Source organism: Kaistia sp. UC242_56, from assembly GCF_044452255.1.
Taxonomy (GTDB): Bacteria; Pseudomonadota; Alphaproteobacteria; order Rhizobiales; family Kaistiaceae; genus Kaistia; species Kaistia defluvii_A.
The window spans coordinates 939,527-958,779 of the sequence record NZ_JBIOAN010000002.1; the positions used below are offsets into that span (position 1 = coordinate 939,527).

Annotated in this window: 22 protein-coding genes; 7 read left to right on the plus strand and 15 right to left on the minus strand. The window is 67.0% G+C overall.

Annotation, left to right across the window (positions count from 1 at the left end; all coding sequences use genetic code 11):
* Positions 1–73 precede the first annotated feature (73 nt).
* The 8 genes from ACHMWQ_RS07120 to ACHMWQ_RS07155 all read right to left on the minus strand — a co-directional run bounded on the left by ACHMWQ_RS07120 (position 74) and on the right by ACHMWQ_RS07155 (position 6,582).
* Positions 74–271, minus strand: a complete 198-nt coding sequence (locus ACHMWQ_RS07120; RefSeq protein ID WP_396306891.1) for a hypothetical protein — start codon at positions 269–271, stop codon at positions 74–76.
* Between the two features lie 201 nt (positions 272–472).
* Positions 473–1,168, minus strand: a complete 696-nt coding sequence (locus ACHMWQ_RS07125; protein ID WP_396306892.1) for an outer membrane protein — start codon at positions 1,166–1,168, stop codon at positions 473–475.
* Between the two features lie 273 nt (positions 1,169–1,441).
* On the minus strand, positions 1,442–1,942 hold the full coding sequence (locus tag ACHMWQ_RS07130; protein WP_396306893.1) for a cytochrome b: 501 nt from the start codon (positions 1,940–1,942) through the stop codon (positions 1,442–1,444).
* Between the two features lie 60 nt (positions 1,943–2,002).
* Positions 2,003–2,680, minus strand: a complete 678-nt coding sequence (locus ACHMWQ_RS07135; RefSeq protein ID WP_396306894.1) for a transaldolase family protein — start codon at positions 2,678–2,680, stop codon at positions 2,003–2,005.
* Between the two features lie 64 nt (positions 2,681–2,744).
* Entirely contained in the window at positions 2,745–3,599 is an 855-nt protein-coding gene (locus tag ACHMWQ_RS07140; protein ID WP_396306895.1) for an ABC transporter ATP-binding protein, read from the minus strand.
* A gap of 13 nt (positions 3,600–3,612) precedes the next feature.
* On the minus strand, positions 3,613–4,377 hold the full coding sequence (locus ACHMWQ_RS07145) for an ABC transporter permease subunit (protein ID WP_396306896.1): 765 nt from the start codon (positions 4,375–4,377) through the stop codon (positions 3,613–3,615).
* The gene (gene ssuD, locus ACHMWQ_RS07150) at positions 4,377–5,531 is read right to left on the minus strand and encodes an FMNH2-dependent alkanesulfonate monooxygenase (protein WP_396306897.1); all 1,155 of its coding nucleotides are present in this window, start codon (positions 5,529–5,531) and stop codon (positions 4,377–4,379) included. The genes ACHMWQ_RS07145 and ssuD overlap by 1 nt, the downstream gene beginning before the upstream one ends.
* Positions 5,532–5,616: 85 nt before the next feature.
* Positions 5,617–6,582, minus strand: coding sequence for an aliphatic sulfonate ABC transporter substrate-binding protein (locus tag ACHMWQ_RS07155; protein WP_396306898.1), 966 nt, complete (start codon positions 6,580–6,582; stop codon positions 5,617–5,619).
* Positions 6,583–6,880: 298 nt separating this feature from the next.
* On the opposite strand from ACHMWQ_RS07155, the gene ACHMWQ_RS07160 reads away from it, so the two are divergent.
* Entirely contained in the window at positions 6,881–7,141 is a 261-nt protein-coding gene (locus ACHMWQ_RS07160; RefSeq protein WP_354551897.1) for a hypothetical protein, read from the plus strand.
* A 118-nt stretch (positions 7,142–7,259) separates the two neighbouring features.
* Here the strand turns inward: ACHMWQ_RS07160 and ACHMWQ_RS07165 are convergent, their stop codons facing one another.
* The gene (locus tag ACHMWQ_RS07165; RefSeq protein ID WP_396306899.1) at positions 7,260–8,126 is read right to left on the minus strand and encodes a hypothetical protein; all 867 of its coding nucleotides are present in this window, start codon (positions 8,124–8,126) and stop codon (positions 7,260–7,262) included.
* Entirely contained in the window at positions 8,093–8,743 is a 651-nt protein-coding gene (locus ACHMWQ_RS07170) for a helix-turn-helix transcriptional regulator (RefSeq protein ID WP_396306900.1), read from the minus strand. Before ACHMWQ_RS07170 ends, ACHMWQ_RS07165 begins: the two co-directional genes overlap by 34 nt.
* A gap of 209 nt (positions 8,744–8,952) precedes the next feature.
* Here ACHMWQ_RS07170 and ACHMWQ_RS07175 point away from each other — a divergent pair, with 209 nt between their 5' ends.
* Together ACHMWQ_RS07175 and ACHMWQ_RS07180 are read left to right on the plus strand one after the other, a co-directional pair.
* Positions 8,953–9,297 carry a DUF952 domain-containing protein gene (locus ACHMWQ_RS07175; RefSeq protein WP_396306901.1) on the plus strand — a complete coding sequence of 115 codons (345 nt, stop codon included), beginning with the start codon at positions 8,953–8,955 and terminating at the stop codon, positions 9,295–9,297.
* Entirely contained in the window at positions 9,294–10,370 is a 1,077-nt protein-coding gene (locus ACHMWQ_RS07180) for a quinone-dependent dihydroorotate dehydrogenase (RefSeq protein ID WP_396306902.1), read from the plus strand. Before ACHMWQ_RS07175 ends, ACHMWQ_RS07180 begins: the two co-directional genes overlap by 4 nt.
* A gap of 69 nt (positions 10,371–10,439) precedes the next feature.
* Here the strand turns inward: ACHMWQ_RS07180 and ACHMWQ_RS07185 are convergent, their stop codons facing one another.
* The gene (locus ACHMWQ_RS07185) at positions 10,440–11,243 is read right to left on the minus strand and encodes a DUF4394 domain-containing protein (protein ID WP_396306903.1); all 804 of its coding nucleotides are present in this window, start codon (positions 11,241–11,243) and stop codon (positions 10,440–10,442) included.
* Between the two features lie 133 nt (positions 11,244–11,376).
* On the opposite strand from ACHMWQ_RS07185, the gene ACHMWQ_RS07190 reads away from it, so the two are divergent.
* Entirely contained in the window at positions 11,377–11,946 is a 570-nt protein-coding gene (locus tag ACHMWQ_RS07190; RefSeq protein ID WP_396306904.1) for a sigma-70 family RNA polymerase sigma factor, read from the plus strand.
* The gene (locus ACHMWQ_RS07195; RefSeq protein ID WP_396306905.1) at positions 11,943–12,659 is read left to right on the plus strand and encodes an anti-sigma factor domain-containing protein; all 717 of its coding nucleotides are present in this window, start codon (positions 11,943–11,945) and stop codon (positions 12,657–12,659) included. The genes ACHMWQ_RS07190 and ACHMWQ_RS07195 overlap by 4 nt, the downstream gene beginning before the upstream one ends.
* On the opposite strand, the gene ACHMWQ_RS07200 is transcribed toward ACHMWQ_RS07195, so the two are convergent.
* Positions 12,654–13,982 (minus strand): MATE family efflux transporter, encoded by a 1,329-nt coding sequence (locus ACHMWQ_RS07200; RefSeq protein WP_396306906.1) that lies wholly within the window; start codon positions 13,980–13,982, stop codon positions 12,654–12,656. The two genes, ACHMWQ_RS07195 and ACHMWQ_RS07200, sit on opposite strands and share 6 nt — an antisense overlap.
* Before the next feature lie 98 nt (positions 13,983–14,080).
* Between ACHMWQ_RS07200 and ACHMWQ_RS07205 the strand changes: the two genes are divergently transcribed.
* Positions 14,081–14,983: a histone deacetylase gene (locus tag ACHMWQ_RS07205; protein WP_396306907.1), complete on the plus strand. Its 903-nt coding sequence runs from the start codon at positions 14,081–14,083 to the stop codon at positions 14,981–14,983.
* 229 nt (positions 14,984–15,212) lie between these two features.
* Here the strand turns inward: ACHMWQ_RS07205 and ACHMWQ_RS07210 are convergent, their stop codons facing one another.
* Both ACHMWQ_RS07210 and ACHMWQ_RS07215 read right to left on the minus strand, forming a co-directional pair.
* Positions 15,213–15,722: a hypothetical protein gene (locus tag ACHMWQ_RS07210; RefSeq protein WP_354551913.1), complete on the minus strand. Its 510-nt coding sequence runs from the start codon at positions 15,720–15,722 to the stop codon at positions 15,213–15,215.
* 113 nt (positions 15,723–15,835) lie between these two features.
* Entirely contained in the window at positions 15,836–17,500 is a 1,665-nt protein-coding gene (locus ACHMWQ_RS07215; RefSeq protein ID WP_396306908.1) for a lysine--tRNA ligase, read from the minus strand.
* A 202-nt stretch (positions 17,501–17,702) separates the two neighbouring features.
* Between ACHMWQ_RS07215 and ACHMWQ_RS07220 the strand changes: the two genes are divergently transcribed.
* Positions 17,703–18,128, plus strand: a complete 426-nt coding sequence (locus tag ACHMWQ_RS07220) for a tellurite resistance TerB family protein (RefSeq protein ID WP_396306909.1) — start codon at positions 17,703–17,705, stop codon at positions 18,126–18,128.
* Between the two features lie 237 nt (positions 18,129–18,365).
* On the opposite strand, the gene ACHMWQ_RS07225 is transcribed toward ACHMWQ_RS07220, so the two are convergent.
* Positions 18,366–19,244: a transporter substrate-binding domain-containing protein gene (locus ACHMWQ_RS07225; RefSeq protein WP_396306910.1), complete on the minus strand. Its 879-nt coding sequence runs from the start codon at positions 19,242–19,244 to the stop codon at positions 18,366–18,368.
* Positions 19,245–19,253 lie beyond the last annotated feature (9 nt).

The window sequence follows — 19,253 nt, forward strand, 5'->3', positions numbered from 1 at the left end:
CCGCCACCGATCGACAACGCCGCCAACCGGGCGTCGTTCCCTTCCGCCGGGGCAAAACAAGCCCGCCGCGCGCTCAGATCTCGCCGCCGTCCGGGCCCGGCAACCGGCCCCGGACGAAGCCGAAGGAGATCCGCGCCGCACGCGCGTCAATGGCCAGCAACAGGGTTTCGATCACGGCGCGGGCATCGCCCTGATGGGCCGACATCAGGCTGTCGACACGCTGGTCCAGGGCGCTCTGGGCCGGATCGATCGGGTGGGCGGCTTCGGCCATCAGCGGAACTCCAAAAAGGCATGTTCCTATTTTGTTCTCATGACAGCAGGAGTCAATCCAGCCCTTTCGCCTGTCCACGCGAATCCCGAATGCGATAGCAAAAGCGTTGGCCTCTGGGTCCACACAGGCGGGCAGACCAATAAAAAAAGACCCCGCCGATCGTCTCGGCGGGGTCCCTGCATCCGGAAATTTAGGCTTCGATCAGAAGCGGTAGTTCACGCCGATGGTGGCGGTCTGCGACTTCAGGCCGACGTCATACGAGCCATTGTCGTCGGGGAACGTGTAGGTCTTGGAGCCGAAGTCCGTGTAGAGGTATTCGGCCTTGAGCGTCCAATTCTGCGTGAAGGCGTATTCCACGCCGGCGCCGGCCGTCCAGCCGAAATGGGTCTGGCTGTCCGAACCATAGATCGTGTCGTCGATCTTGTTGTTCGCCCAGGCGAAGCCGCCGGTGACGTAGGGCAGGAACTTGTCCATCGCGTAACCGGCGCGGACGCGGCCCGTGCCGAAATACTGGATCTTCGATTCGGTCGTGTAGCTGGTGAAGCCGTCGTCGAAGTTGAACGTGTCCTTGGCGTTCGAATAGTACACGTCTACCAGGGCGCCGATGACGACATTGCTCGGGAACTGGTAGTCGCCACCGATCTGCAGGCCGGCGATGAAGCCATCCGGCTTCAGGTCGCCCGAATTCGCGGTGATCAGGCCGTCAAAGCCATCGGTCTGGTCGGTCTTGCCCCAGGCGTAGCCAACGCTGCCGCCGACATAAAAGCCGGTCCAGTTGCCAACCGGGGCAACTTCCACGACCGCCGGAGCGGGCTCGTAGGTGAGATCAGCCGCCTGGGCTGCAACGACGCCAGAGGCGAGGACGGTGGTGGCCGAAAGGATACGAAGGAGCTTCATGACATTCCCAGTGGTGCGAGAAAGTAAATCTGTAAGCCCAATATACATATTACCCAACGGGATGCTGTTGCGCTTTTGCACCTTTATTAGCCGCGAAATCGGCGAGAGTAGAGACTACGCCAGTCGATTACTTCAAGTTGTCGTGTATTTCTGGATTTATGTAACTCGAGGTTGCGCCGCCAACGGGCATATCTGGAGCGCACCCTTGGGGCGCGGAGCGGCCCAAACGGGTTCCGGAGCAATCGTAGAGACGGAGCGGGATGCGGATGCCCGTCAGCTTCCAGGCTTGAGCATGCGGAGCAGCAGGCCGTCGCGCAGCCAGAACTGGTGCCACAAGGCCGCCGCCGCATGCAGCGCGATCAGCACGATGAAGGCCGGCTTGCCCAGTTCGTGCACGTCGCCCAGCGACGGGATGAACCAGTAGGCCAGAATGCCGGTCACCGGCACGGCGACCAGCAGGACATAGAAGGCGATATGGGTGAGGCGGGCCAGCGTGCCCAGCAGGGTCGAGCCGGGGGGCAGGGGCGGCGCCCCGAAGCGCAGGCGCAGCATCAGCCGGATGGCGACCGCGGCAAGGATGGCGAAGCCGACCCAGATGTGCAGGGTGGCGAGCGTCGAGTCGGACGGGTCAAGCGCCGTGCCGCGCCGGGCGGCCCGGACGCTGTGCGACATGCTCTCGCCGAAGATGAGCTGGAAAAGCACCATGACGACGATCAGCCAATGCAGCGCGATCTGACTGGCCGAATAGCCTCGGGTGACCGGCTGCTGCATCATGCCTCGCTGGCGCGGAGTTGTTTAGAATAAATCTAGACAAAAACCGCGCCGGAGCAAGCCTCAGCCTTCGGCGGCCATCTCGAACACCTCGGCCGCGGCTTCCGTGAGTTCCTCCGCGAAGAGGGAGGCGGCGACCTTGGGCGAGAAGGTGAAGGTGTCGAGGCCGAGCCGGCCGAGGCGGACCAGGTCGTCCGCGGCGCGCAGGCTGGCGACGAGGACCCGGGTGTCGCTGCCGGAAGCGCGGATGATCTCCTGCATGGCGGCGATCTCGCCGAAGCCGTCGCGTCCGGCATCGTTCATGCGGCCGAGATAGGGGGCGACGTAATCGGCACCCAGCGCAGCGGCGCTCAGCGCCTGGTGGGCGGCATAGACGGCGGTCATGGTGATGCGCACGCCCTCGGCCTTCAGCGTCGCGGCGGCGATGGCGCCTTCCCGGGTGATCGGCACCTTGACGACCATGCGCGGATCGAGCGCGGCGATGACGCGGCCATTGTCGATCAGCGCGTCGCTGCTGCGGCCCCAGGTCTGGGCCTGGAATTCGCTGACATCGGCCTCGAAGGCGATGTGCGACAGCCGGCTCAGTTCGGCCAGCGTGTTGGCAATGCCGGCATCGGCGAGGATGGTCGGGTTGGTGGTGATGCCGTGGAACAGGCCGGTCGGCAGCCATTCGTCCCAGGCCGCCCTGTCCGCGCTGTCGAGGAAGAGGCGTGGGCGGATCGTCTGGGTCTGGTCGTGCATCATAAGCCTGCCGGTGGTTCGATTGGGCCCGGCATAGTATGGATCGCCTCCCGGAACGAACGCGTCAGATCGCTGCACCACCTTCGAAGCCGCCGAAAAGCCGGTCGAGAACTGTCTTTTCCAGGCTGGCAAAGGTTGGCGTTCCGCGCTGGCGCGGCCAGGCCAGCGGCACGGCGAGATCGAGCGCGATGCGGCCATCCTCGATCAGCAGGATGCGGTCGGCCAGCGCGATCGCCTCGGAGACGTCGTGGGTGACGAGGATGGAAGTGAAGCGCTGCGCCCGCCAGACGCGCTCGACCAGCCCCTGCATCGAGATCCGCGTCAGCGCATCGAGCGCGCCGAGCGGTTCGTCGAGGGCGAGCAGGCGCGGCCGCGAGACCAGCGCGCGGGCGAGCGCCACGCGTTGCTTCTGGCCGCCGGAAAGCACGGAAGGCCAGGCGTCGGCGCGACCGTCGAGGCCGACTTCGGCCAGCGCCTTCAACGCCGCTTCGCGACGGGTCTTGGCCGTGCCGGCCCGGCCGAGGCCGATAGCGACATTGTTCGCGACGGTCGCCCAGGGCAGCAGGCGCGGCTCCTGGAAGATGAAGCGCGCAGATTCCCCTGCCGCCTCGCCAAGCCGGGTGATGGTGCCGCTGGTCGGCGTTTCCAGCCCCATGATGAGGCGCAAAAGTGTGCTCTTGCCGCAGCCGCTCTTTCCCACGACCGCGATCGACTGGCCGGCGGGAATCTCAAGGTTGATGCCTCGGATCACCGGCGCGCCGTCGAAGGCCTTTACCAGCCCGCGGATCCAAAGCCCCAAGCCGCGCGTGCCGGGCGCCGCCTCGTTGGTGACCTCGAACGGGGCCGGGCGGGAGGCCGGCAGGTCGCGCGGCACCGTGCGGCTGGCGGTCTCGATGAAGGCGAGCGTATCGGCGAACATGGCGTGGCTTCCCTCAAACATTCTGGAAGGCCGGATTCCAGGCGAGCGTCCGCCGTTCCAGGATCCGGGCCGTGGTGTCCGCGAGCTTGCCGAGCAGCGCATAGATCAGGATCGTCAGCACGACGACGTCGGTCATCATGAACTCGCGCGCCTGCATCGCCATATGGCCGATGCCGGAGGAGGCGGCGATCGTTTCGGCGACGATCAGGGTCAGCCACATGATGCCGAGGCCGAAACGCACGCCGACGAAGATCGAGGGCAGGGCGCCCGGCAGGATCACCTTCCAGAACAGGTCGCTGCCGTTCATGCCATAGGTCTTGCCCATCTCGACCAGCTGCGGGTCGACGGAGCGGATGCCGGCCAGCGTGTTGATGTAGATCGGGAAGAACACGCCGAGCGCGACGAGGAAGAGCTTGGCCTGCTCGTCGATGCCGAACCAGAGGATGACCAGCGGGATCAGCGCGAGATGCGGCACGTTGCGCACCATCTGCAGCGTCGTGTCGGTCAGCGCTTCGCTGAAGCGGGAGAGGCCGTTGGCGAGCCCGAAGGCGAAGCCGACCGCGCCGCCGATGAGAAAACCGACGCTGGCGCGCCAGAAGCTGACCCGGATGTTTTCGACCAGTTCGCCCGATTGCAGCACGCGCCAGAGCGCCACGCCGACCGCGGTCGGCGCCGGCAGCACGTTTTCCGGAATGAAGCCGATGCGGGCGAGGAATTCCCAGACGATCAGGACGACGGCCGGCAGGATCCAGCCGATGAGCGCGCGCGGGATCGTCATCACGAGGCCGAGGCCAGCTTGCGCGCCGTCTCGTCGACGCCGAACTCGTTCTGGATCGCCCGACTGACACCGCGCCGTGCCACGTTGATGCCGAGCTCGGGGAACAGCAGTTCGGCCACCCGGTAGGACTCCTCCAGATGCGGATAGCCGGAGCCGATCACCGTATCGATGCCGAGCGCCTGGTATTCGCGCAGCCGTTCCGCCACCTGGCGCGGCGTGCCGACCAGGGCCGTGCCGGCGCCGCCGCGCACCAGGCCGACGCCGGCCCAGAGGTTGGGCGCCACCAGCAGCTTGTCGCGCCGGCCGCCATGCAGTTCCGCCATCCGGCGCTGGCCGACCGAATCCATTTCCTTGGTGAAGCGCTTGTATGCGATCTCGATCTGCTCGTCAGAGATCCGGCTGATCAGCCTGTCGGCGGCGGCCCAGGCCTCGGCCTCGGTCTCGCGGACGATGAAATGCAGGCGGATGCCGAAGCGCAGTTTGCGGCCATGGCTCGCGGCGCGGGCGCGGGCCGCCTCGATCTTGGCGGCGACGGCCTCGAGCGGCTCGCCCCAGGTGAGGTAAAGCTCGCACTGCTCGGCGGCGAGATCGATGCCGGCTTCCGACGAACCGCCGAAATAGAGCGGCGGCGGGTTCTGTACGGGTGGAAAGTCGAGCCGGCCCTTTTCGACGCGGTAATGCTTGCCGGAAAAGTCGACCCGCTCGCCGGAGACGAGGCCGCTCCAGATCCTGAGGAATTCGGCCGCCTGCTCATAGCGCTGGTCATGCGGCAGGAACACGCCGTCGCCGGCCAGCTCGACCGGGTTGCCGCCGACCACGACGTTGAGCAGCAGCCGGCCGTTGGAGAGGCGGTCGAGCGCCGCGGTCTGCCGCGCGGCATAGGCGGGCTGGACCACGCCGGGGCGCAGCGCCACGAGGAATTTGAGCTTTTCCGTCACCGTCGCGAGACCGGCCGCCGTGACCCAGCTTTCCTCGCAGGCCTGCCCGGTCGGCAGCAGCACGCCGCCGAAGCCGAGCCGATCCACTGCCTGGGCGATCTCCTTGAAATAGCCGAACTCGGGCGGCCGCTGCTGCGTCTCGGAGCCGAGATAGGTGCCATCGCCATAGGTCGGGATGAACCAGAAGAAGTTGAGCGGATCGGTGGTGACGGTCATGGCGGCGGCCTTTGTGGTGGGGCACGGTCTTCATGGGGGCGTGGTCCGAGACGCGGCCGGTCAGGCCGTCTCGAAGCACGCTCCATCAAGCCTTCGGCGCGCTCCAGACGGCGTCGGAGACGGTGATTGGCTTGGGGATCAGGCCGAGTTTGAAGAAACGGTCGGCGGTCACCTGCTGGCCGGCGATGATCTCGTCGGTCAGCGGCAGGATGCCGTAGACGGCGCGCTCGACCGCGACGGTCTGCGGGCCGCTCGGCACGCCGGTGATCTCCGTCAGCGCCGCGGCCACGTCGCTACGATGGGCGTTGGCCCAGTCGGCGGTGTCGCCGAGGCCCGCGATGGTCTTGGTCACGATAGCGGGATTGGCGCCGGCGAAGGTCTTGTTGGCGAGCAGGTAGGTGTTGACCGCGATGGTATCGGCCGTCGTCGTCAGCAGGCGAACCGGCTGGCGCGCCTCGGCCAACGCCAGGAAGGGATCCCAGATCGACCAGGCATCGACACTGTCGCTGGCAAAGGCAGCGGCGGCGTCGGCGGGCGAGAGGTACACCGGGGTGATGTCTGCAAAGGCGATGCCGGCCTTTTCGAGGGCCGCGACCAGAAGGTTGTGCGCGCTGGAGCCCTTGGTGACGGCGATCTTCTTGCCCTTGAGGTCGGCGACCGCCTTCACCGGCGAGCCATCCTTGACGATGATTGCCTCGCCCTTGCCGTTGGAGGGGGCGGCGCCGACATAGACGAGATTGGCGCCGGCGGCCTGCGCGAAGATCGGCGGGGCGTCGCCGGTCCAGCCGAAATCGATGGCGCGGACATTGAGCGCCTCCAGCAGCGGCGGCCCGGCGGCGAATTCCACCCAGGTGACAGCAACACCATCGGCCGCGAGCCGCTTCTCGATCGATGTCTCGCGCCGCGCGACGGCGAGCAGCCCCGCCTTCTGGTAGCCGATACGCAGCGTCTTGGCCGTTTCAGCCGAGGCGGTGCGTCCCGCGAGGGTCGTGGCAGCGAGGCCGACCAGGCCGGTGCCGGCCAGAAGTTCGAAATGACGACGTGTGAGCATGGCGAGTCTCCGAGGCGCAGGCGGTTGCGGGTGGGGACGAGGCGCGTCCTGGAGCTCCATTGGACAGAATGACGAGTAGTTTGATCAAGAAAATGGAGTGTTGCTGCGGCTGCATTTCTTGAAAAGGAAAACCCCCGCCGCCCGCCTTGGCGCGATGGCCGTGTTTGCGCCTGATATCCCTCAGTTTGTGATGGCCATCACTGACGGTTCCCTGCCGTCATGGTGGAACGAACTCACGACAGCGGGCGTTGGGCCTGCAACGGGAAACAGGGGGCGTCTAACGCGACGCAGATCGAAAATGACAGCAGTCACCACGCGCACTACCATCAGTCTGATCACCACCGCGGCGCTCGTCGCGTTCGGCGTCACGGTCTATGGCGGACAAGCCATCAGCCGCACGAGCGGCGCCAAGGATCCGACTGCGCTGACGCTGTTCGACAAGGCTTCGGTGGGCGGTCGCAAGGGCTGCGAGATCCAGTCCTGGCCCTATATCGCCCCGGAATGCCTGCAGCCCTCCGACGGCAAGCAGACCCTGGCCAAGCCGGCCCGTAAGGTCTGAGCCTGATTCAAGCTGTATTTCCGGCTTCCGGTGCTGAGGGCCGGAACGGCATCCTATCTCCAGCAATTAACTCCCTTGCCAAGCTCGGCGTGACCGGCTTGCGCAGCCGCAAGCCTCGCTAGTTCTGCAGGCAATCGGGCGGCGTCTCGACTTCACGCCACACACCACGCCTGGCACAGCGCGCCTCCTTCTCGGCGGCGACATAGCCCTCGGGCGCTTGCTTCGCCGCCTGCGCCCAGCCCTGTTCGACCAGCCAGAGGGCTAGGTCGGTCGGGCCGATGCGGCATGACGCAACGACCGGATCGGCTGTCTCGTCGGCGGAAATCCGGCATTCGACGCCAAACGCGCGAATCCGCCGGCGGAGAGCCACCAGCGCCAGATGAGAGCAGGCCACCCTGGCCTCCGTGCCATCGCTGGCGGGCGGGCTGCAGAGCCGGTCGGCGGTGGGCGTGTTGATCCCGGCGAGCCGCACCTTGCGCGGGCCGATATCGAGCAGCCCGGCTTCCTCCACCACCACCGGCGCATAGGCTTTCCAGCGCGGCGGCGTCGTCGCCTTTTTCGGCTGAGTCTCGCGTTCGAGCGGGCCGCTTCCCGAAGGGGCGGGGGTCATGCCCGGCGCGGTGACATTTCGGGTCGCGCGCGCGACAGGCTCGGCCGGTTCCAGCGGGGGCGGTTCCGGGGTGGTCTCGCTGACCGTTTGCGGCTGGGGCGGCGGCATCGCCGGAGACGCCGGCGTGGCGGCGCTGAGAGGCTCGTCGTCGTCGAGCGTCTGACCGTCGGTAGGGTGGGCGTTCGTCGGGTCTGGCTCCTCCTTCGCGGCCGAAACCGTTCCCGGAGCGGGCGCGCCCATTAGCCCCGCAAGTTCCTTTCGGTCGAGGCCGCCGATCTGGGAGGTGACGATGAAGGCGAGTCCAAGCATCGCGGCGAGACATAGCACGGCGAGCGCCGTCCTCACTGGCTCGCCCAAATGATCCGCGCCATCCATTCGATCTCGCGCGCGGCGATCTCGCGATTGGGATGCTCGGGATTGAGGGAGATGAGTTCGACGACCTTGGCCGTCCGGCGCGCCAGCACCTTGGCCATGACCTCGCCGCCCTGCGTACGCACGACAACGCGGTCGCCCGGCCGGCAGGTCGCCGTCGGCGAAACGATGATGATGTCGCCGGCGCGATAGAGCGGCATCATCGATTCGCCCGAGACCTCGAGCGCATAGACGCCTTCGGTGGCGTTGGTCTGCGGAATCGCGACCTCGTCCCAGCCCTGGCCGACCGGGAAACCGCCATCGTCGAAATAGCCGCCTGCGCCGGCCTGTGCGAAGCCGAGCAGTGGCACATGGCGGAAGGGGCCGGCTTGCTCGGGCGGCGTGGTTCGCCTGGCCGCGATCAGTTCCATGAAGCCGTCAAGCGGTTCGCCGGTGGCGTCGAGGATCTTGGAGATGCTCTCGGTCGAGGGCCAGCGCAACCGGCCGTCGCCAGCGATCCGCTTGGAACGGTTGAAGGTTGTCGGGTCGAGCCCGGCCTTGCGCGCAAGGCCGGAGGTCGTCAGGGCGTTGCGGGCGGCAAGGCGATCGATCGCCGCCCAGATCCGCTCGTGCGACAACATGGCGGACACCTCTGCGAATGCGGGCCCACGCCCGCGTCGTCCCGCGCCTGGAAGGCCACGGAAAGGAATATATCCCTTTCCAACAGCTTTATCCCCGCGCGCCAGACCTGTCCAGCCGCCCATTCGGCATTTTGCGGCTTGCGGCAAGGCGGCCCTTGTTCCGGCGCGGCCGCGTGACTAGTTTGCGGCCAGCTTCTCAAGGATTCCACATGACCATCATCTTCAAGATCGCACCAGACACCCTTTGGAGCGAGGCTAAGGACGCGGGCGTCTTCACCGGCGCGCCGATCGACCACGCCGATGGCTACATCCACTTCTCGACCGCCGAGCAGGCGCGCGAGACGGCCGACAAATATTTCCACGGCCAGACCAACCTGCTGCTGGTCGCCGTCGATGGCGAGAAGCTCGGCGACAAGCTGAAATGGGAGCCTTCGCGCGGCGGCGCGCTGTTCCCGCATCTCTACGGCCCGCTCGATTTCTCCGCCGTGCTCTGGACCAAGGCGCTGCCGGTCGGCACGGATGGCCAGCACATTTTCCCCGAGCTCGCCGCATGAGCGCGTTCGGCAGCCTCGTCCGGCCGCTGCTCTTCCGGATCGATCCGGAACTGGCGCATGGCCTTTCGATCAAGGTGCTGTCGTCGGGGCTGCACCCGTCGGTCCGCCCGGACCGTGATCCGCGCCTTGCGCGAAAACTGTTCGGGCTGGATTTTCCCAATCCCATCGGTATCGCGGCAGGCCTCGACAAGAATGCCGAGGTGCCGGATCCGCTGCTGGCGATGGGCTTCGGCTTCGTCGAGATCGGCACCGTGACGCCGCTGGCCCAGCCTGGCAATCCCAAGCCGCGAATGTTCCGCCTCGTCGAGGACCATGGCGTGATCAACCGCCTCGGCTTCAACAATGAAGGCCATGCGGCGGCGCGGCGCCGGCTCGAGGCGCGGCGCGGCAAGAGTGGGATCGTCGGCGTCAATATCGGCGCCAACAAGGATGCCACGGATCGCATCGCAGACTATGTCGCGGGGATCGAGACCTTCTCCGACCTCGCCTCCTATTTCACCGTCAACGTCTCGTCGCCCAACACGCCCGGCCTGCGCGACCTGCAGGCGCGTGGCGCGCTCGACGAGTTGCTTTCCCGCGTGCTCGAGGCGCGAGACAGGCAATCCCGGCGCGTGCCGGTGCTGCTCAAGATCGCGCCCGACATGGACGAGGCGGGGCTCGCCGACGTCGCCGATGTGGCGTTGGCGCGCGGAATCGATGGCGTCATCGTCTCCAACACGACGATCTCCAGGCCGAAGCTGATCGATGGGGCGACGGCGAAGGAAGCCGGCGGCCTTTCCGGCCGGCCGCTGTTCCGCCTGTCGACGATCCAGCTCGCCCGCTTCCGCAAGCTGGTCGGCCCGGACCTGCCGCTGATCGGCGTCGGCGGCATCGAGTCGGCGGAGACCGCCTTCGCCAAGATCGCGGCCGGCGCCGACCTGGTGCAGCTCTATTCGGGCTTCGTCTATGGCGGCCCCGGCCTGCCCGCCGCCATGCTGGCCGGGCTGTCGCGCATCCTCGACCGCCGCGGCATCCCCTCGATCGCCGAGGCCGTCGGCATCGAGACGGAAAAGTGGGCGAGCGAAACGGCCTGACCGTTCCGCCGCTATTCGGCAAGGGCTCGCTAAAACCCTTGCCTCGTCTTGCGTAAGGTTGGGTCCCGCTTATGGCAGGATGGCGATGTCGCGCAGCGTGCCCGTCAGGCCTTCCAGCTTGCCCGATGCCTTGGCTTCGCCGCTGGCGAGATCGACCGTATAGAGCGTATCGCCCGCGACCAGATAGGCCGTATTGACCAGATCCCCAGTCGAAAGGATGTCGAAGGCGTAGCTCGGCGCTCCGTCGATCTTCAGCTTGCCGATCGCCTTCAGCGTGCCGTCATTCGGCTTGGTCTGCTGGATCAGCGCGACGATGGTGGCGTCGATGTCGAACATCGCCGTCTTTTCCGGCTTGCCGACGGAGTTGGTATAGGCGGCGGCAACGATCGCCGGCTTCTCGCCTTCATGCATATCCCCGGCCTCATAGGCGAGCGAGCCGTCGACCGTCACCTTGCCGTCATCGACATTGACGCGGAGATTGGTGCCGTCCGTACCCATCAGGCGCAGGCGGTCGGCAGCGGGATTGAAATCGACGATCGCCGAGACGCCATCGGGCAGCATCTGCGACAGCTTACTCTTGTCGGTCGCCTTGCCGGAGGCCGGGTCGATCGTGACAATGCGGCCATCCGAGGCGACCCCATAAAGCATCTGGTCGGCCGGGCGCACGTCGATGCCATGCAGCTTGTCGACGCCGGCGACGTCCATGGAGCCGGTGACCTTGCGCGTCTCGGTATCGAACATCACCAGTGTCTTGTCGCCGGAGAGGCCTATGGCGGGGGCGGCCGCGGCGGCGGAGAGCCCGGCGACGCTGACGAAGGCGGTGGCGGCGAGGCGGATGGCGGTCTGGTGGATGGCGGTCTGGTTCTTGGGCACGATCATCTCCTTTGGAACGACTGCGGGTCGCAGCCCTGCAGGTCCGTTACCCACCAGCCCGGCCGCTGGATGCAGCGGACGAAAATAATTCTCGATCCTGCATCGCGATGCCGCCGCCATGTGTATGAAGGGAATGACCGCCCACGCCATGCCGCAGGAGCCGATGCTGGATCAGACACCGGACGGATGGATGCTCGCCATGGCGCGCGGCGACCGCGCCGCCTTTGCCGCGCTGTTCGAGGCGGAGGCAGGCCGGCTGATCGCCATCGCGCGCCGCATCGTCCGGCGGCAGGATCTGGCGGAGGAGGCGGTGCAGGACGGCTTCGTCTCGGCCTGGCAATCGGCGGCTCGCTTCGATCCGCAGCGGGGTTCGGCCCGAGCCTGGCTGACGACCATCGTGCGCAACCGCGCCCTCAACCTGATCCGCAACGATGCCCGCCTCGAATTCCACGACGCCGAGGATGTCGCCGCCATTGGTGACCGCGCCTGCGACGCGATGGCGGCGCTGAACCAGCTTTCCGACCGCGACGCGCTCAAATCCTGCCTTGGCGCGCTCGACGAGCCCAAGCGCCAGGCGATCCTGCTCTGCTACGTCACCGGGCTCGACCATGGCGAGGTCGCCGCGACGATGAAGGCGCCGCTCGGCACGGTGAAATCCTGGATCCGGCGCGGCGTCATCGCCTTGCAGGAGTGCCTGTCATGAGCCGCCAGGACCAGATGGCCCGCGCCGGGCGCTATGTGCTCGGCCAGATGGAAGGCCGCGAGCGCGACGATTTCGAAGTGGCGATGCAGGCCGATGCGGAACTGGCGTCGATGGTCGACCGGTTGGCGCAATCGATGCAGGCGCTGGACGACACCGTGACGCCCGCCGCCATCCCGCGCGGCATGTGGAAGGCGATCGAGGCGCGCACCGCCGGCATGGCGCAGCTTGGCCCGGTCCGCGCCGAGACCATCGTAAGCCTGGAAGCGGCGCGGGCCCGGCGGCGCTGGGTGCCGGCGGCCCTTGCCGCCAGCCTCGTCCTGGCCTTGGGCGTTGGCTACCTTGCGGGCACGCGCCTTGGCGCGCCGCGCGAGCCGGTCGCCGTCGCGGTCCTGCTCAACGAGACGGATTCGATGCCCGGCGCGATCGTGCAGGCCTATGCCGATGACAGCGTCACGCTGCGGCCGCTGCGCGCCTTCACCGTGCCGGAAGGCAAGATCCTGCAGGTCTGGACGCTGCCCGACCGCGAGACGGGGCCGGTCTCGCTCGGCACGCTGCCGCGGCAGGCGACGACACGTCTGCAGGGACCGGACCTGCCGCTGCCGCATGAGGGGCAGCTCTACGAGATCACGCTGGAGCCGAGCCCCGGCTCGCCGACGGGCAAGCCGACGGGGCCGATCCTCGTCAAGGGCTATGCCCGCTTCTCGCCGTCATGATCCGGCGAAGGCGACCTTGGTGCGGACACGGCATCGCCAGAGCAGGGTGAATCCGCGCGCCGACAGGAAGACGAGCATGGCCAGCCACAGGCCATGCGCGCCCCAGAGCGGCTCCGCCACGGCCCACACGGCGAGATAGAGGACGAGCGACAGCAGCATCATGTTGCGCATGTCGTCCGACCAGGTCGCGCCGATGAACACGCCGTCCATCTCGAAGGCGAGCACGCCGGCAAGCGGCGTCAGCGCCGTCCAGAACAGGTAGTGGCGGGCCGTTTCGCGCACCTCGGGGTTCACCGTCATGGCGTCGATCAGATACGGGCCGCCGAACCAGAAGCAGAGCGCGGCGATCGTCGCCAGCACATAGCCCCAGCCCAGGGTCAGCTTCATCGAGCGCAGGAAGGCGGGCTTGTAGCGCGCGCCGATGGCGCGGCCGGCATATTGCTCGGCCGCTGCCGCGAAGCCGTCGAGGAAATAGCCGCCGACGAGGAAGAAGTTCATCAGGATCGCGTTCGCGGCGAGCACGACATCGCCCATCTTGGCGCCGCGCGAGGCGAAGAAGCCGAAGGCGAACAGCAGCGCGAAGGAGCGGATCATGATGTCGCGATTGACTGCGACCATGCGCAGGATCTGCGTGCGGTCGAGGATCCGCGCCATCGAAGGCCGGTGCGCGCGGTCGAGCCGGCGCATCACGATGGCGAGGCCCAGAATGGCGGTCACCGCCTCGCCCAGCGTCGTGCCCCAGGCCGAGCCCGCGATCCCCCAGCCAAGGCCCAGCACGAAGGCGATGTTGAGCACGATGTTGAGGCCGTTCAGGAAGGTCTGCAGGAACAGGCCGAGGGTCGAGCGGCCGAGACCGATCAGCCAGCCCAGCATGACGTAGTTGGCGAGGGCGAAGGGCGTCGAGAACACGCGGATCGAATAATATTCGGACGTCGCGGCCTGCACCGCCGGACTGCCGCCGAGCGCTGCCAGCGCGACCGATAGGATCGGCCCGGAGAGGAGGATCACGACCAGGCCGATGCCGAAGGCGACGATCAGCGCGCGGAAGAAGGTCGCCTGGATCTCGGTGCGGTCATCGGCCCCGAGCGCCTGGGCGACCAGTCCCGTCGTGCCACTGCGCAGGAAATTGAAGGTGGCGAAGACGAAGTCGAAGATGACCGCGCCCAGCGCCACGGCACCGAGCAGGGCGGCGTCGCCCAGCCGGCCGATCACGCCCATGCCGACAAGGCCGAGCAGCGGCGTCGAGAGATAGGCGAGCGTCATCGGCACGGCGATCGCCAGGATGCCGCGATGGGTGACTTCGAAAGGGCGGATGGCGGTCATGGAATCGGGGCGCGCGCGGCTGTGGTGGGGCCTGAAAAGCGATAGCGGCTTCTCCGGCCGGCGTCGACGCGCTCGTTGCGAGGCCCTATGTTCGGCGCATGCTCCCACCCATCGTCCACCATCCCGCCTATACCGCCGAGATCCCGGCCGACCATCGCTTCCCCATGCAGAAATACCGCCGCCTGGCGGAGATCGTGGCAGCCGACGGGCTCGCGCCGGCGGGCTTCGTCGTGCCGGAGCCCGCGACCTCGGCGCAATTGTCGCTGGCGCATGACCAGTCCTACGTCGAGGCGGTGCTGGCTCTGGCCGTGCCGCCCGCGATCGAACGCGAGATCGGCCTGCCGATGAACGAGACGGTGGTGCGACGCGCCGCCGCCGCCACGGGCGGCACCATCCTGGCGGCGCGGCTGGCGCTGGCGCACGGACTTGCCTGCAACACGGCTGGCGGCAGCCATCATGCGCGGAGCGACCAGGGTGCCGGCTTCTGCACCTTCAACGACGTCGCCGTGGCGATCCGCGTGCTGATGGCGGAGGGGATGATCGGCACGGCGCTGGTGGTGGATTGCGACGTGCACCAGGGCGACGGCACCGCCGAGATCTTCGCCGCCGACGCCACTGTGACCACGCTGTCGCTGCATGGCGAGAAGAACTATCCGGTCCGCAAGCGCGCCTCGACAATCGACATCGGCCTCGCCGACGGGACCGACGACCGCGCCTATCTCGCGGCGCTCGACGGCATATTGGCGCCGCTGCTGGATCGCACCCATCCGGATATCGTCTTCTACAATGCCGGCGTCGATCCGCATGAGGAGGACAGGCTCGGCCGCCTGTCGCTGTCCGATGCCGGGCTGGCGGAGCGCGACCGGCGCGTGATCGAGGCGGTGCGCAGCCGGGGCATTCCGCTGGCCGGAGTGATCGGCGGCGGATATGGCGCCGACGTCGAGCCGATCGCCCGCCGCCACGCTTTGTTGCACCATGCTGCGGCGGCGTTTGCGGGGTAGCTCTCCTGAGCAAGATCGTCGCGGAACCCCATCCTCAACATGCTGAGGAGGCCCAACGGGCCGTCTCGAAGCACGCAGAGCGGTGTCGACACCACGACCTGCCCTAGCGTCGTGCGTCCTTCGAGACGGCTTGCTCCGCAAGCCTCCTCAGGATGTTGGAGATCGAGTCCTGCAAGCCAATCATCGCGTTGCGCGAAGGTCCCCGCCGGGGAGGCTTGATGTAGGCCGCTCAGTTCTTTCGAAACGTCAGGTCTGACAGCGTCGTTGTCGGACCGTTTGGATCGGGCTGGCTGACGACCTGGATGCGCAGCAGGCCTTTGCCGTCATTGACGATCGTCATCCGCGCCTTGGTGCTGCCATTGACCGGCTTCGGCCACACCATGGTGAAATTGACGCGGTCGCCATTGCGCTTGCCGGAAATCGCCGCCGGCCCGGCGCGTGCGCCGACATAGGTGCCCGTGTAGCGCCCGGTGGCGGCGTTGTAGCGGACATTGGCGCTGATATCGCGCGAGACGATGATGGCGCCCCGGCAGATGCCGCCAATCGACATGCTGTTGGCGGCGTGGTCGCCGGCGACCGTGCACCGGGCGTTGAAGACGGGCGATTGCGCATTGCGCCGAACCGCGCCGCTGCCCGACCAGTCGCCGGTGAAGCGGTTCAGAAAGCCCTGTTCGTCCGCCAAGGCGAGGCCCGCCGGGCTGAACAGGACTGCGAGGACAAGGATTCTCAACAAGGTCATGGCAATCGCTCCCGAACGGCAAAGACTGACTATGGCAATCGTTGCGTCGGTGGCGATGCACAACCCATCACGATCCGGTCAAAAGTATCGGATCGCGATGGGTCGTTGGCGCTTCAGGCGGCCGCGAGTTCGCCCTTGAGCGCCTTGGCGATGCGGTCGCGCGTCTCCGGAATGCCGTAGATCGCCACGAAGGAGCCGAAGCGCGGACCCTGATCCTGGCCGAGCAGCACCTGGTAGAGACCGCGGAACCAGTCGAGCGAGACGCCCGGCGGATTGCCGTCCGGACCCTTCTTGTTCGGGTCGGGGAAATACTTCCGGCCGATATCGAAGACGATGGTCTGGATCTCGTCTGCCGTGGAGCCCGCCGGCAGTTCGGCCAGCGCCGCGTCGAGGGCGATGAGCGCCTCGCGGATGGCGCCTTCCGGCACGACATAATGCTTGCCGGACTTCAGCACGTCGTTGAAGTAGCGGATCGCATAGCCGGCGAGGCGGTCGAGCTTCTCATGCGTCGCGGCCGTCAGATGCGGCATGTAGCGCGAGATATAGGCCCAGAGCACGCCCTTGTCGGTAGCGTCCGAGACGCTGACGAGGTTCAGCAGCATGGCAAAGGGGATCGGCGAGGCTTCCGCCGGCGGGTGGCCGGAATGGATGTGCCAGGCGGGATTGCCCAGCTGCTGCTCGACCGGCTGGCGCGGATAGGCGTCGACGAAGCCGAAATATTCGTCGACCGTGCGCGGGATCACCTCGAAGGAAAGGCGCTTCGCCGTCTTCGGCTTCGAATACATGTAGAGCGCCAAGCTGTCATTGTCGGCATAGGTCAGCCACTGCTCGATCGTCAGGCCGTTGCCCTTCGACTTCGAGATCTTCTCGCCGTTCTCGGCGAGGAAATGCTCGTAGGTGAAGCTTTCCGGCGGCTCGCCGCCAAGCGCCCGGCAGATCCGGGTCGAGAGCTTGACGCTGTCGATCAGGTCCTTGCCGCTCATTTCATAATCGACGCCGAGTGCGAACCAGCGCATCGCCCAGTCGGCCTTCCACTGGCACTTGACCGCGCCGCCGGTGACCGGCACCTCGACGCGCTCGTTCGTGTCGGGGTCGATATAGGTGATCGTGCCCTTCTCGACATTGCGGTCGACCATCGGCACCTGCAGCACGACGCCGGTGGTGGGCGAGATCGGCAGGAAGGGCGAATAGGTGGCGCGACGATCAGGGCCGAGCGTCGGCAGGATGATTTCCATCACCTCGTCATAGACCTCGAGCATGCGCAGCAGCGCGTGGTCGAAGCGGCCGGAGGTGTAGTAGTCGGTCGCACTGGCGAATTCGTAGGCGAAGCCGAAGCCATCCAGGAAGGCGCGCAGGCGGGCGTTGTTGGCCGCGCCGAACGAGGGATATTCGTTCGAGAACGGGTCCGGCACGCGGGTCAGCGGCTTGCCGATAAAGGCCTGCATCATCTCCTGGTTCGGAACGTTGGTCGGCACCTTGCGCAGGCCGTCCAGATCGTCTGAGAAGCAGAGCAGCCGGGTCGGGATCTTGTCTTCGGTCAGGAGGCGGAAGGCATTGCGCACCATGGTCGTGCGGGCAACTTCGCCGAACGTGCCGATATGCGGCAGGCCCGAGGGGCCGTAGCCGGTCTCGAACAGCACCGGGCCGTCCGGACGTCCCTGCCGCTTCAGCCGCTCGACGATCCGTCGCGCTTCCTCGAACGGCCACGCTTTCGAAACCTGCGCAGCCTGAACGAGTTCGGGCGCAAGATCGAGAACTGGGAGCGTACCGGTCGACATCGAAAACCTCTTCTGGGGAAACGCGCGCGAGACGGCGCGCGTGGGCGCGGACCCTAGGCAGCGGCCCGCGCCGCGTCAATGGTCCGCCCGCGAGATCGGCCTTGGCGATGCCATGCCGGCCTGTTGAATGGCGACGCAAGAGATCCTACCCTAAGGACCGTCAATTCTGGACGGCAACCGTCCGCCTTAGGAGCGTTTCGACATGGACAAGCCCACCGGCAGCACGGTCTCCCCGCAGGAGGCTCTGATCTATGCGATGGTGACGCTTTCGGCGGTCGACAAGCAGATGACGGATCGCGAACTGCGCAAGATCGGCGATGTCGTGAACACGCTGCCGATCTTCGGCGGTTTCGATACCGACCGGCTGATCAAGATCGCCGAGGACTGCGCCGCCATCACCCAGGAAGAGGACGGCCTGCACGCCGTGCTGGCGACGATCGCCACCTCGCTGCCCAAGAAGCTGCATGAGACGGCCTATGCGCTCGCCGTAGAGGTCGCGGCGGCCGACCTGCATGTCGAGCAGGAAGAGCTGCGCTTCCTCGAACTGCTGCGCGACGTGCTCGACGTGGATTCGCTGACGGCCGCGGCCATCGAACGCGGCGCCCGCGCCCGGCACCGCACGATCTGAGGCAAAGACTTCAACTCCCCCTAAGGGAGATCGTCGCTAACACCACCCTCAACATGCTGAGGAGGCCCGGAGGGCCGTCTCGAAGCACGCAGCGGCGGCGGGATCAAGATCTGCCCTTAGGCTGTGCGTCCTTCGAGAGGGCTTGCTCCGCAAGCCTCCTCAGGATGTTGAAATCGAGATCTAGGCCTCCGTGAGAGGTGAGAGATCTCCCGGGCCCCCGCAGGAACTCGTCCGCCCTCAAAAATATCCGACCGGGAAATAGCGCAGATAGAGCTCGGCGAAGACGCCCTTGTCATAGAGGCTGTCGAGCGCCCAGTTGACCGCGAGGCGCAGGTCGTTGCGGTTGGGCGGCAGCGCGATCGCCAGGCCCTGGCCGAAGAAGTGCGGCTCGACATAGGCGCCGCCGACGAAATCGCAGCAGCCCGCCGCCGGTTCGGATTGCAGCCAGAAGGCCAACTGCACCCCGTCGCCGAAGACGAGGTCGACGCTTCCCGCCTTCAGCGCTTCCTCGGCCGCGCTTGGCGTCTCGACGGCCACCCGCGTGCTCGCCGGGAAGAAGGCGGCGAGATAGGCCTCGTGGGAACTGCCCTTGGTGACAGCGATCTTGCGGCCGGCCAGCCCCTCGGCGTTGAGCCGCGCGGCGGTTTCGCCCTTGCGGCCGGCGAAGCGCGCGACCGGGCGGAGATAGACGTCGGAAAAATCCAGCTTCGCCCGGTTTTCCGGCGTGATGGCGATGCCGGCCAGCGCGGCGTCGACGCGGCCCGCGGCAATGGTCTCGACCAGGCCGTCCCAGGGGCGTGCCTGGATCGTGCAGGGCACGCTCAGTTCGCGGCAGATGGCGCGGGCGAGATCGACGTTGAAGCCCGTCAGCTTGCCGTCCGGGCCGGTAAAGTTGAAGGGCGGGAAATCGTCGGTCGTGGTGAAGCGGATGCCGGTCAGCGCGGTCGTGGCCGGCCGATCGAGACGGCGGTTGGGGTCCCACAGGTTGGGAATGGCGACGGCAGGCGCGGGGCCGGCCGCCAGCGTCGCCGCCGCATCCTGGGCCTTCGTCCCGCCGACGGTCGCCATCAGGCCCGCCAGCATCGCGATGCTCGTCCAGATTGCGATGCTTGCCAAATGCCGTCG

Bases quoted from the DNA above. Each gene is read 5' to 3' on its own strand.
- ACHMWQ_RS07145 (WP_396306896.1), bottom strand. From the start codon at position 4,377: ATGACGATCCCGCGCGCGCTCATCGGCTGGATCCTGCCGGCCGTCGTC.
- ACHMWQ_RS07125 (WP_396306892.1), bottom strand. From the start codon at position 1,168: ATGAAGCTCCTTCGTATCCTTTCGGCCACCACCGTCCTCGCCTCTGGC.
- ACHMWQ_RS07155 (WP_396306898.1), bottom strand. From the start codon at position 6,582: ATGCTCACACGTCGTCATTTCGAACTTCTGGCCGGCACCGGCCTGGTC.
- ACHMWQ_RS07135 (WP_396306894.1), bottom strand. From the start codon at position 2,680: ATGCACGACCAGACCCAGACGATCCGCCCACGCCTCTTCCTCGACAGC.
- ACHMWQ_RS07205 (WP_396306907.1), top strand. From the start codon at position 14,081: ATGCTCCCACCCATCGTCCACCATCCCGCCTATACCGCCGAGATCCCG.
- ACHMWQ_RS07170 (WP_396306900.1), bottom strand. From the start codon at position 8,743: ATGTTGTCGCACGAGCGGATCTGGGCGGCGATCGATCGCCTTGCCGCC.
- ACHMWQ_RS07130 (WP_396306893.1), bottom strand. From the start codon at position 1,942: ATGATGCAGCAGCCGGTCACCCGAGGCTATTCGGCCAGTCAGATCGCG.
- ACHMWQ_RS07160 (WP_354551897.1), top strand. From the start codon at position 6,881: ATGACAGCAGTCACCACGCGCACTACCATCAGTCTGATCACCACCGCG.
- ACHMWQ_RS07210 (WP_354551913.1), bottom strand. From the start codon at position 15,722: ATGACCTTGTTGAGAATCCTTGTCCTCGCAGTCCTGTTCAGCCCGGCG.
- ACHMWQ_RS07180 (WP_396306902.1), top strand. From the start codon at position 9,294: ATGAGCGCGTTCGGCAGCCTCGTCCGGCCGCTGCTCTTCCGGATCGAT.
- ACHMWQ_RS07220 (WP_396306909.1), top strand. From the start codon at position 17,703: ATGGACAAGCCCACCGGCAGCACGGTCTCCCCGCAGGAGGCTCTGATC.
- ACHMWQ_RS07195 (WP_396306905.1), top strand. From the start codon at position 11,943: ATGAGCCGCCAGGACCAGATGGCCCGCGCCGGGCGCTATGTGCTCGGC.
- ACHMWQ_RS07165 (WP_396306899.1), bottom strand. From the start codon at position 8,126: ATGGATGGCGCGGATCATTTGGGCGAGCCAGTGAGGACGGCGCTCGCC.
- ssuD (WP_396306897.1), bottom strand. From the start codon at position 5,531: ATGACCGTCACCACCGATCCGCTCAACTTCTTCTGGTTCATCCCGACC.
- ACHMWQ_RS07215 (WP_396306908.1), bottom strand. From the start codon at position 17,500: ATGTCGACCGGTACGCTCCCAGTTCTCGATCTTGCGCCCGAACTCGTT.
- ACHMWQ_RS07190 (WP_396306904.1), top strand. From the start codon at position 11,377: ATGACCGCCCACGCCATGCCGCAGGAGCCGATGCTGGATCAGACACCG.
- ACHMWQ_RS07175 (WP_396306901.1), top strand. From the start codon at position 8,953: ATGACCATCATCTTCAAGATCGCACCAGACACCCTTTGGAGCGAGGCT.
- ACHMWQ_RS07200 (WP_396306906.1), bottom strand. From the start codon at position 13,982: ATGACCGCCATCCGCCCTTTCGAAGTCACCCATCGCGGCATCCTGGCG.
- ACHMWQ_RS07140 (WP_396306895.1), bottom strand. From the start codon at position 3,599: ATGTTCGCCGATACGCTCGCCTTCATCGAGACCGCCAGCCGCACGGTG.
- ACHMWQ_RS07120 (WP_396306891.1), bottom strand. From the start codon at position 271: ATGGCCGAAGCCGCCCACCCGATCGATCCGGCCCAGAGCGCCCTGGAC.